The organism is Brevundimonas sp. (assembly GCF_003248455.1).
Taxonomy (GTDB): domain Bacteria; phylum Pseudomonadota; class Alphaproteobacteria; order Caulobacterales; family Caulobacteraceae; genus Brevundimonas.
The window spans coordinates 101,072-115,895 of the sequence record NZ_QFNM01000004.1; the positions used below are offsets into that span (position 1 = coordinate 101,072).

11 protein-coding genes and 1 other RNA gene are annotated in these 14,824 nt (G+C 68.9%); 1 reads left to right on the forward strand and 11 read right to left on the reverse strand.

Features of this window, described 5'->3' with window-relative positions; translation table 11 throughout:
- Positions 1-47: 47 nt before the first annotated feature.
- The 10 genes from DI624_RS02430 to DI624_RS16070 all read right to left on the reverse strand — a co-directional run bounded on the left by DI624_RS02430 (position 48) and on the right by DI624_RS16070 (position 13,718).
- A complete protein-coding gene (locus DI624_RS02430) occupies positions 48-3,344 on the reverse strand; it encodes an autotransporter domain-containing protein (protein WP_291535803.1) in 3,297 nt (1,098 codons plus the stop codon).
- A gap of 168 nt (positions 3,345-3,512) precedes the next feature.
- Positions 3,513-4,688 carry an FtsW/RodA/SpoVE family cell cycle protein gene (locus DI624_RS02435; RefSeq protein WP_291535804.1) on the reverse strand — a complete coding sequence of 392 codons (1,176 nt, stop codon included), beginning with the start codon at positions 4,686-4,688 and terminating at the stop codon, positions 3,513-3,515.
- On the reverse strand, positions 4,685-6,148 hold the full coding sequence (gene murD / locus DI624_RS02440) for a UDP-N-acetylmuramoyl-L-alanine--D-glutamate ligase (RefSeq protein WP_291535805.1): 1,464 nt from the start codon (positions 6,146-6,148) through the stop codon (positions 4,685-4,687). Before murD ends, DI624_RS02435 begins: the two co-directional genes overlap by 4 nt.
- 133 nt (positions 6,149-6,281) lie before the next feature.
- Complete coding sequence (gene mraY, locus DI624_RS02445) at positions 6,282-7,391, reverse strand: phospho-N-acetylmuramoyl-pentapeptide-transferase (protein WP_291535806.1); 1,110 nt, start codon at positions 7,389-7,391, stop codon at positions 6,282-6,284.
- 9 nt (positions 7,392-7,400) lie between these two features.
- A complete protein-coding gene (gene murF, locus DI624_RS02450) occupies positions 7,401-8,819 on the reverse strand; it encodes a UDP-N-acetylmuramoyl-tripeptide--D-alanyl-D-alanine ligase (RefSeq protein ID WP_291535807.1) in 1,419 nt (472 codons plus the stop codon).
- Complete coding sequence (locus tag DI624_RS02455) at positions 8,812-10,269, reverse strand: UDP-N-acetylmuramoyl-L-alanyl-D-glutamate--2,6-diaminopimelate ligase (RefSeq protein WP_291535808.1); 1,458 nt, start codon at positions 10,267-10,269, stop codon at positions 8,812-8,814. The genes murF and DI624_RS02455 overlap by 8 nt, the downstream gene beginning before the upstream one ends.
- Positions 10,266-12,050: a penicillin-binding protein 2 gene (locus DI624_RS02460; RefSeq protein WP_291535809.1), complete on the reverse strand. Its 1,785-nt coding sequence runs from the start codon at positions 12,048-12,050 to the stop codon at positions 10,266-10,268. The genes DI624_RS02455 and DI624_RS02460 overlap by 4 nt, the downstream gene beginning before the upstream one ends.
- Positions 12,047-12,493, reverse strand: a complete 447-nt coding sequence (locus tag DI624_RS02465) for a cell division protein (RefSeq protein ID WP_291535810.1) — start codon at positions 12,491-12,493, stop codon at positions 12,047-12,049. The genes DI624_RS02460 and DI624_RS02465 overlap by 4 nt, the downstream gene beginning before the upstream one ends.
- A complete protein-coding gene (gene rsmH / locus DI624_RS02470) occupies positions 12,490-13,473 on the reverse strand; it encodes a 16S rRNA (cytosine(1402)-N(4))-methyltransferase RsmH (RefSeq protein WP_291535811.1) in 984 nt (327 codons plus the stop codon). Before rsmH ends, DI624_RS02465 begins: the two co-directional genes overlap by 4 nt.
- Positions 13,470-13,718 carry a division/cell wall cluster transcriptional repressor MraZ gene (locus DI624_RS16070; RefSeq protein ID WP_366098665.1) on the reverse strand — a complete coding sequence of 83 codons (249 nt, stop codon included), beginning with the start codon at positions 13,716-13,718 and terminating at the stop codon, positions 13,470-13,472. The genes rsmH and DI624_RS16070 overlap by 4 nt, the downstream gene beginning before the upstream one ends.
- On the opposite strand from DI624_RS16070, the gene DI624_RS16075 reads away from it, so the two are divergent.
- Positions 13,717-13,785, forward strand: coding sequence for a hypothetical protein (locus DI624_RS16075; RefSeq protein ID WP_367142071.1), 69 nt, complete (start codon positions 13,717-13,719; stop codon positions 13,783-13,785). The two genes, DI624_RS16070 and DI624_RS16075, sit on opposite strands and share 2 nt — an antisense overlap.
- Positions 13,786-14,355: 570 nt before the next feature.
- Here DI624_RS16075 and rnpB read toward each other — a convergent pair.
- An RNA gene (gene rnpB, locus DI624_RS02480) (RNase P RNA component class A) lies at positions 14,356-14,755 on the reverse strand.
- Between the last annotated feature and the right edge of the window lie 69 nt (positions 14,756-14,824).

Here is a 14,824-nt window from a genome sequence, read left to right on the forward strand (position 1 = left end):
CGCAATCGCGCCCCCGGCCCATGACCGGAGGCGCGACTGGCTTCGGATCAGAACTTGACGCTGAATCGTCCGAAAATGCGATTGTCGTAGTACTCGTCCTTGTACAGGCCGGTATAGCCCATCTCGAACGCCGTCCGTTCGCTCGCCTGGATGTTGAAGGACAAGCCGCCTGAGACCACGTCGTCGCCGGGGTTGGCCCCTTGGATCAGGAAGCGCGGGCCATCGGCGAAGGCGGCGTCGAACACCGGACCGTCGCCGTTCAGATCGTGGGTGTAGGCCAGGTGGGTCACGGCCGACAGGCGCGGCCGGCCCTGGCCGCCCGCAAGCACGGTGCGGGTGCGGAAGCCGGCCGTCAGCAGATCGGCCTTCTGCTTCACCTTGCCGGACAGGGCGGCGTCTCCGCCCGTCTCGGCGACATCGGCGTCGTATTCGACATGGCTGTAGGCGCCATAGGGTTCGAACACCGTGGCGCCGACCGCGCGGCTCCAGGACACCTCGCCATAGGCCTGCCAGACGTCGCCGTCATAGTCGCCGACCAGGGCGTTGGAGAAGGCGTTCAGCTGGGCCGTGCGATCGGTGCGGACATCGGCGTTGGCCCACGATCCACCCAGGCGGATCTGGAAGTCGCCGACGCCGGCGCCGCCATAAACGCCGATCTGTTCGCTGTTGACCCGCCCCGTCGAGCGCAGACGCGGCGAACGCAGTTCGGAGCGGGTTTCACCCAAGGCGACGCCGATGTGCAGATCGTCCGACAGCGCCTTGTCGGCCCCGACCATATAACCCGAGGATTCGCTGCGGAAGCTGGCGACGCCGTCGTGCGACGAACCCCGACCGTCGCCATAGACGCCGCTGCCCCAGACCGAGACGCCGTTGCCGACATAGGTCTGGCCGCCTTCGCCGCCACCACGATCCGACATGGCCTCGCGGATCGTGCGCGTGTCCGACACGGCCAGGCCGCCGAGCGAGGCGTGCACCTCGCCGGTCAGCCCGCCGAGCGCCCCTTGAACAGCCGGAACGCTGGCATCCAACAGGGCGTTCTCCAGCGACAGGTCGCGATTGGCGCCGGCGGTGTTGTTGATCATGGCGTCCAGGGCGCCGCCGACCGAGGTCTGGTTCGGATTGCCGCCCAGCGAAGCCACGGTCACGTCGTTGCGCCGCACCGTCAGCACCACCCCGTTCGTCGAATAGGTCAGCACCGGCGCCAGGAAGGCCAGATCGCTCTGAGCCCCCGTGAAGGTCCCGGTCACGGCGCCCGTCGAGTTGATGATGTTCATGCGTGTGCGCAGATTCCACTCGCCGTTGTCGGCCTTCAGAATGACCTGCCCGCCGTCGATGCGGGTCGCCCCGCCTACATTCAGGCGCGAATAGGCCCCGCCGTTCACGCTGGACCGTATCCACAGGAAGGAGCCGGGCTTGAAGTTCACATCGCCCGCCACCGTCAGGGTTCCGAACGGATTGGCGCCGTCGCCGGGCGAGACGACCCCGCCGCTTTCCGCCGTCAGGTTCAGCAAGCGGCCCGTGCCGCCGATCATGCCGACGCCGCCGACCGTGGCGCTGGAGCGCAGCAGGCTGCCGTTGACGGTCAGGAGGCCGCCCTCGACCCGCGTCGGACCGCTGTAGTCGTTGGCGCCCGTCAGGATCAGCTGCCCGCCGCCCTTCTTGACCAGGCCGCCGATGTCGGCGCCGAAGTTGACCAGAACCTCGGGCGAATAGCGGTCGCGCGCATCGCCGATGTTGTTGCTCCAGATATCGACCGTGCCCACGGCGACGGTGACGTCGCGGGTGTCGCGAAGCGCCGTCGGGCCGCGCAGGGCCACGTCCATCTGCGGCGCGCCCCAGCCCGAGCGCAAGTCGACGCCCGGCGTATCCAGGTCCCTGGAGCTGGACACCAGAATATCCGAGATCAGGGCCGTCGAATATTCCGGGAAGTTCTCCATCAGCAGGGCGCCGAAGCCCGAGATGTTCGGCGCCGCCATCGAGGTGCCGGTGTAGGCCGCATAACCCGCGCCGGTGTAGTCGATGTACTGACCCAGCACGCGCTGCAGTTCGGCGTCGGCGTACTCCAGCACGGCCCGGGAGAAGGCCGGCGTCAGGATCGCCATGTTGTTGGTCGAGGTCAGCAGTTGGCCAAGGATCGAGGTGAAGCCGTCCGGGTCGCCCAGCCGCGCGCCCGAGATCAGGGTGATGGCCGCCGCCTGCCGGCCGACCTCGCGCCGCGCCGCCTCCTCGTCGAAGTTCGCCCCGCCGGCCTGACGGGCGGCCAGATAGTTGTTCAGGACGCCCAGGAATTGGTTGATCGAGGCGTTCTGCAGGGCGGAAACCGTAGTGGCCGAATACAAACCCGCATAGTTGGCCCGGGGATACAGCGCGAGGATGCCCCGCCAGTCCATTTCATAGGCCGGCACGGACGAGACGACGGCCGAACCCGGCCCGGCGACGCACCAGGTCGCCGTCTGGCCGCAGAAGCTGGTCGAGGGATCGGCGGCGGTGAAGCTCGAATAGTTGGCGACCGACAGCCAGTTGGAGCGCAGGCGCGGGTCCGACAGCGGCGCCGCCGCGTCGATGCTGGCGTGCACGCCATAGCCGTTGCCGGCCGAGAAGACGACCAGCACGTCGTTGTCCAGCACCGGCTTGTAGTAATCGCCGTAGTTGCGGTTGAAGGACGCCAGCACCGTCGGCAGCGAGGCGTTGAACGGCAGGGTGGTCGAGCTGCCCCAGCTGTTGTTGATGATCCGCACCTCGCCCGTGTTGGCCAGGTCGACGATGTTCTGGTTCTGGGTGGCGACGATCTTGCCGTCGATGATGGCGTCCTTGTACCAGAGGAAGTCGCCGGCCGAGAAGTTGGCGGTGGCGGCGTACAGCTTGGCGTTAAAGGCGTTGCCGAACATCGGCTGGCCCGCCACCCGATCGCCCGCGATGGTGCCGGAGACGTGGGTGCCGTGGCCTTCCCACTGGCGACGCGGATTGATCATGCCGTCATTGCCGTAACCGGCGACCACCTGGGTGTGCAGGCCCGTGACCTTGCCCGGCGATCCGAACAGCGGGTGGGCCATGTAGACACCCGCGTCATTGACCCCGACCGTCTGTCCCCGCCCGGTCAGCCCCATGGCGTAGGCGTGCTCCAGCCCCAGAAAGGCTTTGGAATAATCGACCGAGAATTGCGCGTCGGTCCGCCACGACGCCAGCGCCGTCTGATAGTTGGTCGTGCGCGTCCCGTTGGCCATGTAGAATCCGCCCGCAGGCGGCGTGGGCGCGGTCGCCGTCTGGGCGCTCGCCGCCGTTCCCGCCAGCATGGCCACGCCGGCCGTCGCGGCCAGAAGGCCGAGTTTGAAACTGAAAGCCACTATAAGTCCCCCTACGGCATCCGCCGAACGCTTAAGCTTGCAACCCCACGGCGCAATTCAGACGCGTAATCGGCACGTCCGACCGCCATTCGTCAACCACATTTCAGCCACAAGCCATTCCGTCGCATCATCTTTACGGGGACGAATCCCAAAGCTGGGAAGCGCGGTTCAGATCAGGCGTCGGCCCATCGCCAGACTGGCGCCGGGCTCGTAGGCGCCGGGGCGGCGGCGGGTCAGGGCCAGGGCGAAGCCCATGGTCAGGCCCATGGCCAGCATGGAGGAGCCGCCGTAGCTGATGAAGGGCAGCGTCATCCCCTTGGTCGGAATCAGGTTCAGGTTCACCGCCACATTGATGCAGGCCTGAAGGCCGATCAGCATGAACAGGCCCGCCGACGCCGTCTGTTCGAACGGGTCGGTCAGCTTCATGGCCCGACGCATGCCCCGGATGACGATGAAGGCGTAAAGGCCGATCATCGCCAGGCTGAGCACCAGGCCGAACTCTTCGGCGCCGACCGAATAGATGAAGTCGGTGTGCAGGTCGGGCACCCGGCGCTTCATCACCCCCTCGCCGACGCCGCGTCCCAAGAGGCCGCCCGCGCGAATCGCCTCCGACGCGCTGTCGATCTGGTGGGTGTCGGTGGTCTCGGGCGAGAAGAAGCGGCTGAGGCGGTCGCGCATATGGCCGAAGACGAAATACAGCGACACCAGACCCGCCATGCCCAGGCTGGCCAGGACCGCCATCCATTTGAACGGCACCCCGGCCATGAAGAAGACGGCCATGAAGGTGGTGGTGATCAGCAGCGTCTGGCCGATGTCCGGCTGGATCAGCAGCAGACAGACCGTCAGGGCGTAGAAGCCGAATGCAATGGTGACGCCGGGCACGCCCTGGCCCTTCTGCGCCTCGGCGAACATCCAGGCGGCGAAGACGATCAGGCCGGGCTTGGCGAACTCGGACGGCTGAAGGCTGAACGGCCCCAGATTCACCCAGCGCGCGGCGCCCTTGACCGTATCGCCGATGAACGGCAGGGCCGCCATGACGACGATGGCGCCGAACAGGGCCAGGACGGCGATGCGCCGCACCCCCCGCGGCGACATCAGGGAGGTCGTCAGCATGACCATCAGGCCGACGCCGGCGAAGACCATCATCCGCCAGGAATAGTGGAAGGGATCGGTGATCGATTCATCGGCCAGGATGGCCGCCGGGCTGGAGGCGAAGCTGAGCGACACCCCCAGCGCCATCAGCGCCAGGGCCGCGCCCAGCAAGCCGCGATCCACGGTCCAGAACCAGCGCGCGATCAGGCTCTGGTCGTTGCGGGAGAAGGCGGGGGTGTAGTGGGCGCTCATGCCACGATCTCCGGGGCGGCGGGCAGGTTCAGCACGGCCGCGCGAAACGCCTCGCCCCGCGCCTCGAAGTCTGGAAACTGATCGAAACTGGCGCAGGCGGGCGACAACAGGACGATCTGCTCCCCGCCAGCGGCGGCGGCGTCGGCCGCCGCGGCGGCGACGGCGGCGTCCAGGGTCCGGGAGACGACGTGGGGCGTCTCGCCCAAGGTCTCGGCGAAAGCCTCGGCCGCCTGGCCGATCAGATAGGCCTTGGCCACGCGCGGGAACAGATCGGCCAGAGCGTCTATGCCGCCGGCCTTGGGCACGCCGCCCGCGATCCAGAAGACGGAAGGGTAGGACGCCAGGGCCTGTCGCGCCGCGTCGGCGTTGGTGGCCTTGGAATCGTTGACGAAACGGACCGAGCCGACCTGGCCGACCGTCTCCATCCTATGGGCCAGACCGGGGAAGGTCAGCAGCCCCTTGACGGCGGCGGCGTGGGAGACGCCCAGCGCCCGGGCGGCGGCATAGGCGAAAGCGGCGTTCTGGGCGTTGTGACGGCCGGGCAGAGAGCGGGCGGGCGTGAGGTCGGCAAGGACCGCGCCTTGCGACCAGATCGCTCCGGGCACAGCCTCCACACCGCTCATCCCCGCGAAAGCGGGGACCCAGTCAGGACGCTGATCCCACCCATCATGTGCTGACGAAAGCACTGGGTTCCCGCTTTCGCGGGGATGAGCGGAGGAAGAAATGACGATCACACGTTGGGACAGTTGGGTTGCGATCCGCCTGCCCCAGTCCTCGTCCACACCGATCAGCGCCACCGCATCGGCCCCCTGGGCCGCGAAGATGCGCGCCTTGGCCGCCACATAACCTTCCATGCCGCCATGACGGTCCAGATGGTCGGGGCTGACGTTGGTCAAGATCGCCACGTCGGGGGCGAAGGTCGTGGTCAGGTCCAGTTGGTAGCTCGAGACCTCGATCACATAGACGGCCTCCGGCGTCGGCTCGGGCAGGGCCAGGACGCCGATGCCGATATTGCCGCCGACGTGGACCGTCCAGCCGGCGGACCTCAACACCCAGCCGATCAAGGCGGTGGTGGTGGACTTGCCGTTGGTGCCGGTGACGGCGACCACCTTCGGACGCCGCCCTTCCGGCAGGGCGGCCAGGGCGCGGGCGAACAGTTCGATGTCGCCGATCACGGGCACGCCGGCCCCTCTCGCGCGGTCGACGGTCCAGTGCGGTTTGGGGTGGGTCAGGGGCGCGCCAGGCGACAGCACCAGGGCGGCGAAACCGGACCAGTCGGCGGCGGTCAGGTCCTGGACCTGAAACCCTTCCGCCTCGGCCTGCATCCGACCCGAGGCCCCGTCGTCCCACAGGATCGGGATGGCGCCGCCGGCCTGGAGCGCGCGCGCGGCCGTGATCCCCGACCGTCCCAGGCCAAAGACCGCGACCCGCCTGCCCTCGAAACCGGGAACGGGGATCATGCCATGACTCCGTCATCCTCGGCCCTGTGCCGAGGATCCAGAAACTCAGTCGTCAGACGCCCTGCCCCGATGCCCGACACCGGGAGCCGGGATCCTCGCCACAAGGGCGAGGATGACGAATGAGAGAGCGTGCTCACCGCAGCTTCAACGTCGACAAGCCGATCAGGGCCAGCGCGCCGGCGATGATCCAGAAGCGGATGACCACGGTCGATTCCGGCCAGCCCATCTTTTCGAAATGGTGGTGGATCGGCGCCATCAGGAAGATGCGCTTCTTGGTCAGCTTGTAATAGCCGACCTGGATCATCACGGAGGCGGCCTCCATCACGAACAGGCCGCCGACGATGCCCAGCACCAGTTCGTGCTTGGTCATGACGGCGATGGCGCCCAGAGCCCCGCCCAGAGCCAAGGAACCGGTGTCGCCCATGAAGATCTTGGCCGGGGGAGCGTTGTACCACAGGAAGCCTGCGCCCCCGCCGATCATGGCGGCGCAGAAGATGGCCAGTTCGCCCGCGCCGGGGACGTGGTGGATTTGCAGATACTGGGCGAAGACGAAGTTGCCGGCGAGATAGGAAATCACCCCGAAGGCGCCCGCCGCCATCATCACCGGCACCGTGGCCAGGCCGTCCAGCCCGTCGGTCAGGTTCACCGCATTGGAGAAGCCGACGATGGTGAAGGCGGCGAAGGCCACATAGAACCAGCCGATGTTCAGCAGCACGGCCTTGAAAAAGGGAAAGGCGATCGAGGTCTCCAGCCCCGGCGAGGTCGGCGACACCGTCATCCACAGCACGGTCAGGACGCCCGCGATCACGGCGACGACCGTCTGGGCCAGCAGCTTCTGCTTGGACGTCAGACCGGCCGAGGTCTGTTTCGTCACCTTGGCGTAGTCGTCGATGAAGCCCAGCACGCCGAAGGCCGCCGTCACGCCGGAGACGATCCAGATATAGGGATTGGTCAGGTCTCCCCATAGCAGGACGGCCACGCCGATGCCGGCCAGGATCATCAGACCGCCCATGGTCGGGGTGCCGACCTTGGACAGGTGGGACACCGGGCCGTCGTCGCGGATCGGCTGGCCCCGGCCCTGTTTGGCTCTGATCCAGTTGATGAAGCGGCTGCCCATGGCCACGGCGACGATCATGGCGGTGGCCAGGGCCAGGGCCATCCGCACCGTCTGATACTGGACCAGGTTCAGCAGCGGATACTGGTGCGCGATGTCGGCGTAATAGAGGTACAGAAGATAGAACATGGGTGTCCCCTATCGCGTCGCGGGCGCCGTGTCGCGGCCTTGCAAATCCGCCAGCGCCTGGGCGACCAGCGAGGCCTTGGAGCCGTTGGAGCCCTTGACCATGACGACATCGCCGGGCGCGACCAACAGATCGGCCTCTGCGGCCAGTTCGGCGGCGGTCTGGCGCCACAGGCCGCGACGCGACGCCGGCAGGGCGTCGTAGAGCCAGCGCATCTGCGGCCCGGCGGCGTGAACCAGATCGAGGCCCGCGGCGTCGATGGGACCGGCCAGACCTTCGTGCAGGCTGCGGCTCTGGTCGCCCAGTTCCAGCATGTCGGTCAGGACCACGACGCGACGGCCGGTCGCGGGACGGGCGCTCAGGCTCTTGAACCCCGCCGCCATCGACAGCGGATTGGCGTTGTAGCTTTCGTCGATCAGGGTGAAGGCGCCGTCGGCCAGGGCGACCTGGCGCGTCTGCCCCCGCCCGGCGAGGGGCTGGAACTCGACCAGGGCCTGAAGACCCATTTCAAGCGGCACATCCAGCGCATCCAGCATGGCCAGGACGCACAGGCTGTTCAGGCCCCAGTGGGCGCCCGATTGAGCCAGACGGTATTGCAGCGGCTTGCCGAACAGTTCGGCGGTGACGGTCGCCCCTTCGGCATCGGGACGGAAGTCGACCAATCGCGCGTCATGACCGGCCAGGGTTCCAAAGACGACGAGGCGCGCGTTCGCCGCCCGGGCGGCCTCGGCCAGCACGCCGGCGAAGGCGACATCGCCATTGGCCACGGCGGTTCCGCCGGGAGCCAGTCCCTGGAAAATGGCCGCCTTCTCGCGCGCCACGCCGGCCTCGCCGTCGGCGAAGGCCTCGATATGCACGGGGCCGACCGTGGTGACGCAGGCCGCGTGGGGGGCGACGAAGCGCGACAGGGGCGCGATCTCGCCCGGCGCATTCATGCCGATCTCGAACACGGCGCGCTGGGTCTCGACCGGCATCCGCGCCAGGGTCAGGGGCACGCCGATGTGGTTGTTGTAGCTCTTGATCGAGCCGTGCGCGGGACCGGCCAGGTCGAGCCCGGCCTTGACGGCCTGGGTGACGCTGGTCTTGCCGACGCTGCCGGTGACGGCGCCGCGCTTCACATGGGGTGCGCGCTCGCGGGCGGCGACGCCCAGGGCTTCGAGGCCGTGCAGGGTGTCGGGCACGACGACGCAGGGACCGCCCTCGATCGGGTGTTCGACCAGGGCGGCGGCGGCCCCGGCGGCGAAGGCGGCGGCCGCGAACGCATGCCCGTCGCGCGCGCCCTTCAGCGCCAGAAACAGGTCGCCGGGCGCGATCTCGCGGCTGTCGTAGGTGACGCCGGCGATCGGGCGGTCGTCGCCGTGCAGCACGCCGTTCGTGGCGGCGGCGACTTCGGCGGCCGTCCAGAGCGGGCGGGCGGAGGATTCAGGCATTCAGCGACAGGGCCTCGGACGCGACGGCGACGTCGTCGAAGGGGTGGGTCACGCCCGCGACGATCTGACCCTGTTCATGCCCTTTTCCGGCGATGACCACCACATCTCCGTCGCGCATCATTTCCACCGCCGTCTCGATGGCCGCGCGGCGGTCGCCGATCTCCATCGCCTCCGGGCAGCCGGCGCGGACCTCGGCGCGGATGGCGGCGGGGTCTTCCGAGCGGGGATTGTCGTCGGTGACGATGGCGACATCGGCCAACCGTCCGGCGACGGCGCCCATCAGGGGGCGTTTGCCGCGATCCCGGTCGCCGCCGGCGCCGAAGACCACGATCAGCCGCCCGGTCGCATGCGGGCGCAGGGCGTTCAGCACCGTCTCCAGCCCGTCGGGCGTATGGGCGTAGTCGACATAGACCTCGCCACGCCCGCTCTCCGCGCCGATGCGTTGCAACCGCCCCTGGGCGCCGGTCAGGCCTTCCAGCGCGCCGATCACGGCGTCGGCCGCATCGCCCGCCGCGATGCACAGGCCCGCCGCCACCAGGGCGTTCGAGGCCTGGAAGGCGCCGGCCAGAGGCAGCAGGATGTCTCGGACTTGGCCGCGCACGTCCAGGGTCAGGCGCTGGCCTTCCGGCGTCGCGCGACGGCCGATCAGCGCCAGGTCGCGGCCCCGCTCGCCCACGCCCATGACGCCCAGCCCGGCCATGATCGAGGCGGCGGCGAAGGCCGAATAGGCGTCCGAATCGGCGTTCAGCACAGCGGTGCGGCCCCGCGGCAGCAGGGTCTCGAACAGGCGCATCTTGGCGGCGCGATAGTCCTGCATCGTGCCGTGATAATCGAGGTGATCCTGGGTCAGGTTGGTGAAGGCGGCGGCCTTCAGCGCCACCCCGTCCAGCCGGCGCTGGTCGATGCCGTGCGACGAGGCCTCAAGCGCGACATGGGTCACGTCCTTTCTGGCCAGTTCCGCCATCAGGCGCGCGGCCTCGGCGGCGTCGGGGCTGGTCAGGCCGGGGCCGGTCAGGGCGTAGGTCTTGCCGCCCTTCTGGCCGACGACGCCCAGGGTGCCCATGCTGGCCGACTTGTGACCCACCCCGGCCCAGATCTGGCGGCAGAAGGCGGCGACCGAGGTCTTGCCGTTGGTGCCGGTGACGGCGACGCAGGTCTTGGGCTGGGCGCCGTAAAAGCCCCGCGCGGCGATGGCGTAGGCCCGGCGCACGTCGCCCGACGTGACCAGGACCGGCGCCGCCTCATCGGGCGTGTCGGACGGGGCCAGCACGGCGGCCGCGCCCTGGGCCAGGGCCTGGGGGATGAAGGCGCGGCCGTCGGCGGCCGTGCCGGGCAGGGCCACGAACAGGGCGCCGGGCGCGACCTTGCGGCTGTCGGCGGTGACGCCGGTGATGACCGGATCGGCGGCCACGTCGCGGCGCAGCAGATCGGACAGGCGCAGCGCGCTCACAGCCCGTCCCCCGCGACATCCTGATATTCCGGGACCTTTTCGCCCAGGGCCGTGCGCCAACGGTCCTCGCGGCGCTCGACGCCCAGGAAGCCGGCGATGCGGTCGGCGACGTTCCTGACGGCGGGCGCGGCGACATAGGCGCCGGTCTTGGGATAGGTCCCCGGCTCGTCCATGACGATCAGTATGGCGTAACGCTTGCCGTTCAGCGGGCCGTCGACGGGGAAGACCGCCGCGAAGGAACCCAGGGCGTGGCTGGGGTCGTAGCGGCCGCCGACCAGCTTGTTGGCCGATCCGGTCTTGCCGCCCACGCGCAGGCCCGGCGCATCGGCGAAACCGCCCGAGCCCTTGACCACGTTGCGGCGCAGCAGGTCCAGTATGGTGCGGGAGGTTTCCTCGGTGACGACCTGCTGGGGCTGGACGCCGCGCGCGCCGCCCTTGCGCAGGCTCAAGGGGATCATCCGCCCGCCGTTGGTCAGGGCGCCCATGGCCTGGATCATCTGGGCCGGGGTGATCATGATGCCGTAGCCGAACGACAGCGAAGCCAAGGTCGAGTTGTCCCAGCGGCGCGGCGCGACGGGCTTGGCCGATTCCTTCAGCTCGATCCGCGCGGCGTCCAGCAGGCCCAGCCGCTGGAAATAGCTGCGCATCACGTCCGGCCCCATCTGCACCGCAAGTTGCGACGTGCCGATGTTGGAGGAGTGCAGATAGACCTCCTCCAGGGTCATGACCCGGTTCTGAGCGTGGAAGTCCTTGATCTTGCGGTCGCCGATCTGGAAGGCCTGGGAGGCGTCGAACAGGGTGTTCATGTCGGCCCGGCCGGTGTCCAGGCCGGCGGCGACGGTGAAGGTCTTGAACACCGACCCCATTTCGTAGTGGCCCGAGACGGCGCGGTTCAGGGTCGCGCCGTCGGGCGCGGCGCCGCGATCGGCCGAGTTGAAGGTCGGCCATGACGCCATGCCCAGCACCTCGCCGGTCTGGACGTCGGTGACGATGCCTACGGCGCCCTTGGCCTGGTTCTTGATCGCGGCGGCGGCCAGTTCGTTCTCCAGCACGCCTTGGACGCGCAGGTCGATGGACAGGGGAAAGGCCTCGCCTCGCTGGCCCGCCGCGCGGATTTCGTCGTTGAAGGCCAGTTCGGCGCCCGACACCCCCTGCCCGCCCGTGTCGGCGTCGCCGATCAAGTGCACGGCCGAGGTTCCCAGCGGATAGGCGCGGCGGTCCTCCGGTTCGAACGTCACCCCGCCCAGCGCCAGGTCATGGACGGCGGCCTTCTCCTGCGGCGTCAGGCCGGTCAGGGCGATCAGGCGGCGGTCGCCGGCCAGCACCCGCTTCAGACGGTCGCCGGAGATACGCGGCAGGGCGCGGCGAATCTGGCGATAGGCCAGGTCGCGATCCCACACCTCGGCCGGATCTATGTAGAGGCCGTAGTGGACGATGTTGGTGGCCAGCAGTTCGCCGTTGCGGTCCGTCAGGTCGCCGCGCACCAGGGCGTCGGGGTTGAGGCCGGCGCCGCGCCCGCCCGCCGGAGCCAGCAGGGCCTTGTAGGAGGCGCCCAGCGCCAGCCCGGCGAAGACGCAGGAAAAGACGATCAGGATCAGGAAGATGCGGACGCGCGTGTCCTCTTCCGGCCGGGCGTCGGCGCGGGCGCGTTCGAACCCGTGCTCCAGCCGCCAGACCAGTTCCGACAGCCAGCGCCAGAACGGCGACAGCCGCCCCTGCAGCCGTTCCTGGAAGTCGGCGCCCGGCGCGGGGCGATGATAGCGATGATCCTGGACGCTCATTGCGGCGTCTCATGAGCGGGCGCGGGCGCGGCGTCGTCGGAAATGGCGGAAGCGGCGGGCGGCGCAGCGGGCGCGGCGGCCGGTTTGGCGTCGGCGGCCGGTTTCAGGGCGGTCAGTTGATCCTCCCCCGCCTGGCGATGGACGTCGACCGGCGCCATGCCGATCTGGCGCGACAGGGCCTCCAGACGCGCGGGCTGCTCCAGCCGGGCGACTTCGGCGCGCAGCAGGCGCACCCGCTGGCCGTTCTCGCGGATGTCCTGTTCCAGCTGGGCGATGCGGCTGCTTTCGCGCGCGGCGGCCGCCTTGGCCGCATAGACGGACACGATCATGATCGCGACCAGGGCCACGCCGATGATCTCGACCCAGCGCACGCCGCGCACCTTCCAGTCGAACAGACGCTGAAGGACCGAGCGGGAATAGGTGAAGAAGGGCGCCGTGGTCATGCCGCAGCCCCTGCTCTGATCGGGCCGTCGATCCGGCCCCAGGCCGGGGCGTCGGTGCGGACGGCGGCGCGCAGCTTGGCCGAGCGGGCGCGGGGATTGGTCGAACGCTCTTCGTCGCCCGCCTCGCGCGCGCCCTTGAACTGCAGGGTGAAGCTGGGCCGGCGCGGATCGACCGCCATCGGGGCGTGGCGCGAGCCGGCGGGCGCATTGCCGGTGCGTTCGGTCAGGAAGGTCTTGACGATGCGGTCTTCCAACGAGTGGAAGGTCACGACGGCCAGACGGCCGCCGGGCGCCAGGGTCGCCTCTGCCGCCTCCAGCCCGCGCTCCAGCTCGCCCAGTTCGTCGTTGACCGCGATGCGCAGGGCTTGGAACACCCGCGTCGCCGGGTGGATCGGCGCGCCGCGACGACCGCCCAGGGCCTTTTCGACCACCTCGGCCAGATCCAGGGTGCGGGCGAAGGGCTGTTCGACGCGGCGACGCAGGATTGCGGTCGCCACGCGGCCCGACTGACGCTCTTCGCCATACAGTTTGAAGATGTGGGCCAGGGGGCCGTGGTCCCAGCCGTTGACGATGTCGGCGGCGGTCGCCCCCTCATCCGACATCCGCATGTCCAGCGGCCCGTCGCGCATGAAGGAGAAGCCGCGCTCGGCCTGGTCCAGCTGCATCGACGAGACGCCGATGTCGAACACGGCGCCGTCCAGCCTCGCCTTGCCCGTCTCGGCGAAGGCGTCCGCCAGGCCCGAGAAAGGGGTCCGCACCAGCTGGAACTTGCCGGGGTAGTCGTTGGCGAGCGCATCGGCGTGCGGCTGGACCGTCGGGTCGCGATCCAGGGCGACGACCTCGGCGCCGGCCTTCAGGATGGCGCGGCTATAGCCGCCGGCGCCGAAGGTGGCGTCGATCACGACATCGCCGGGCGCGGGCGCCAGGGCCTCGATCACCTCGGGCAGCAGGACGGGGGCGTGGGGAGAAGCGTCGGTCACGATCCGCCCCCCGCCAGCTTCATCTGAGCCGCCAGTTTCAGGGCGCCGATCTGGGCCATGCCGGCCTTGGCCAGCGCACGCTGCTCGGCGCGCCGGGCCGCCCATTTCTCGCGCGACCAGATCTGGAACCGGTCGTTCAGGCCGACGATGACGACGGTGTCGCCCAACCCGGCTTCGGCGCACAGGGCTTCCGGCAAGGTGATCCGACCGCCCGCGTCGTAGGACAGACGCACCTGCTCGCCCATCACCTGCCACTCCAGCGCGGACCGCTCCTCCGACCCGAACGGCAGGGCCTCGATCATCTCGGCATAGACGGCGAACAGCCGGTCCCCGCCCGCTTCCAGGCAGTCCGCCTCGATGGAGGGGAAGATGAAGACGCCGCCTGCGGCGCCGTTCTCGGTCGTGCGGAAATCGTTGGGGATCAGGAGACGGCGCTTGCCGTCCAGCTGCTTCTCGTAGGTGGAGAGAAACACGCCCTGCCCAATCGAGCCCTTCGGCCCGTCCCTAGATGCCTTGGCGAACGCCCGCCGCGCCCGCCTCTCAGCCCCAAATCATGAAGCTGGGATAGCATGGGATGAAATGGGCCTCAATGGGATCGAAGCCCAGATTTAACCATGTTTTGACGTGTGACGACTTGAGCACGCCCGCCAAGCCAGAACATACATGGAACAAACGAAGTATTCACAGGCTGTGAGCGGTTCTAACCTTTCCAGAACAGACAAGAAGTTAACGGGCGACCCCCTGTGCACGTCCCGTCAGAACGCTGAAATGCGGGGATAATCCGGCAGCCGACCCAGCGACGTGCAAGACGATCGCTGGGTCGGCGGGCGAGGCGCCCTGTCCGCAGGCCCCGAGCAGGCGGAAAGCCGAAAGGCGATAAAAAATGCCAGACGGCCTGTAAGCCGGGTTTTGTTCCGCCCCTTGCCGAAGCACGAGACGGCGACGATCATTCCTCTGGACCGACCATTGCTGATCGGTTCTCGCGACCTACCCGGACATCTGGGGCGGTGAGCCCTGCGAAACAGGACGAATCCTGTCCCGCGCGATGTCCCTATTTGGTCTTGCTCCAGGCGGGGCTTGCCATGCCGTCCCTGTCGCCAGGTCCGCGGTGGGCTCTTACCCCACCCTTTCACCCTTGCCGCCCGCGAACGGGAGGCGGTTTGCTTTCTGTGGCGCTATCCCTCGGGTCGCCCCGGGCGGAAGTTATCCGCCGCCTTTTCACCGTGGAGCCCGGACTTTCCTCGACGGACGCGAAGTCCGCCGCGACCGCCCGGCCGTCTGCGCCGAGGTCAACCTCGCGCCGGCCCTCGGTGGGCGAATGACGAAATCTCAAACGCCTCTTGCAAAACGG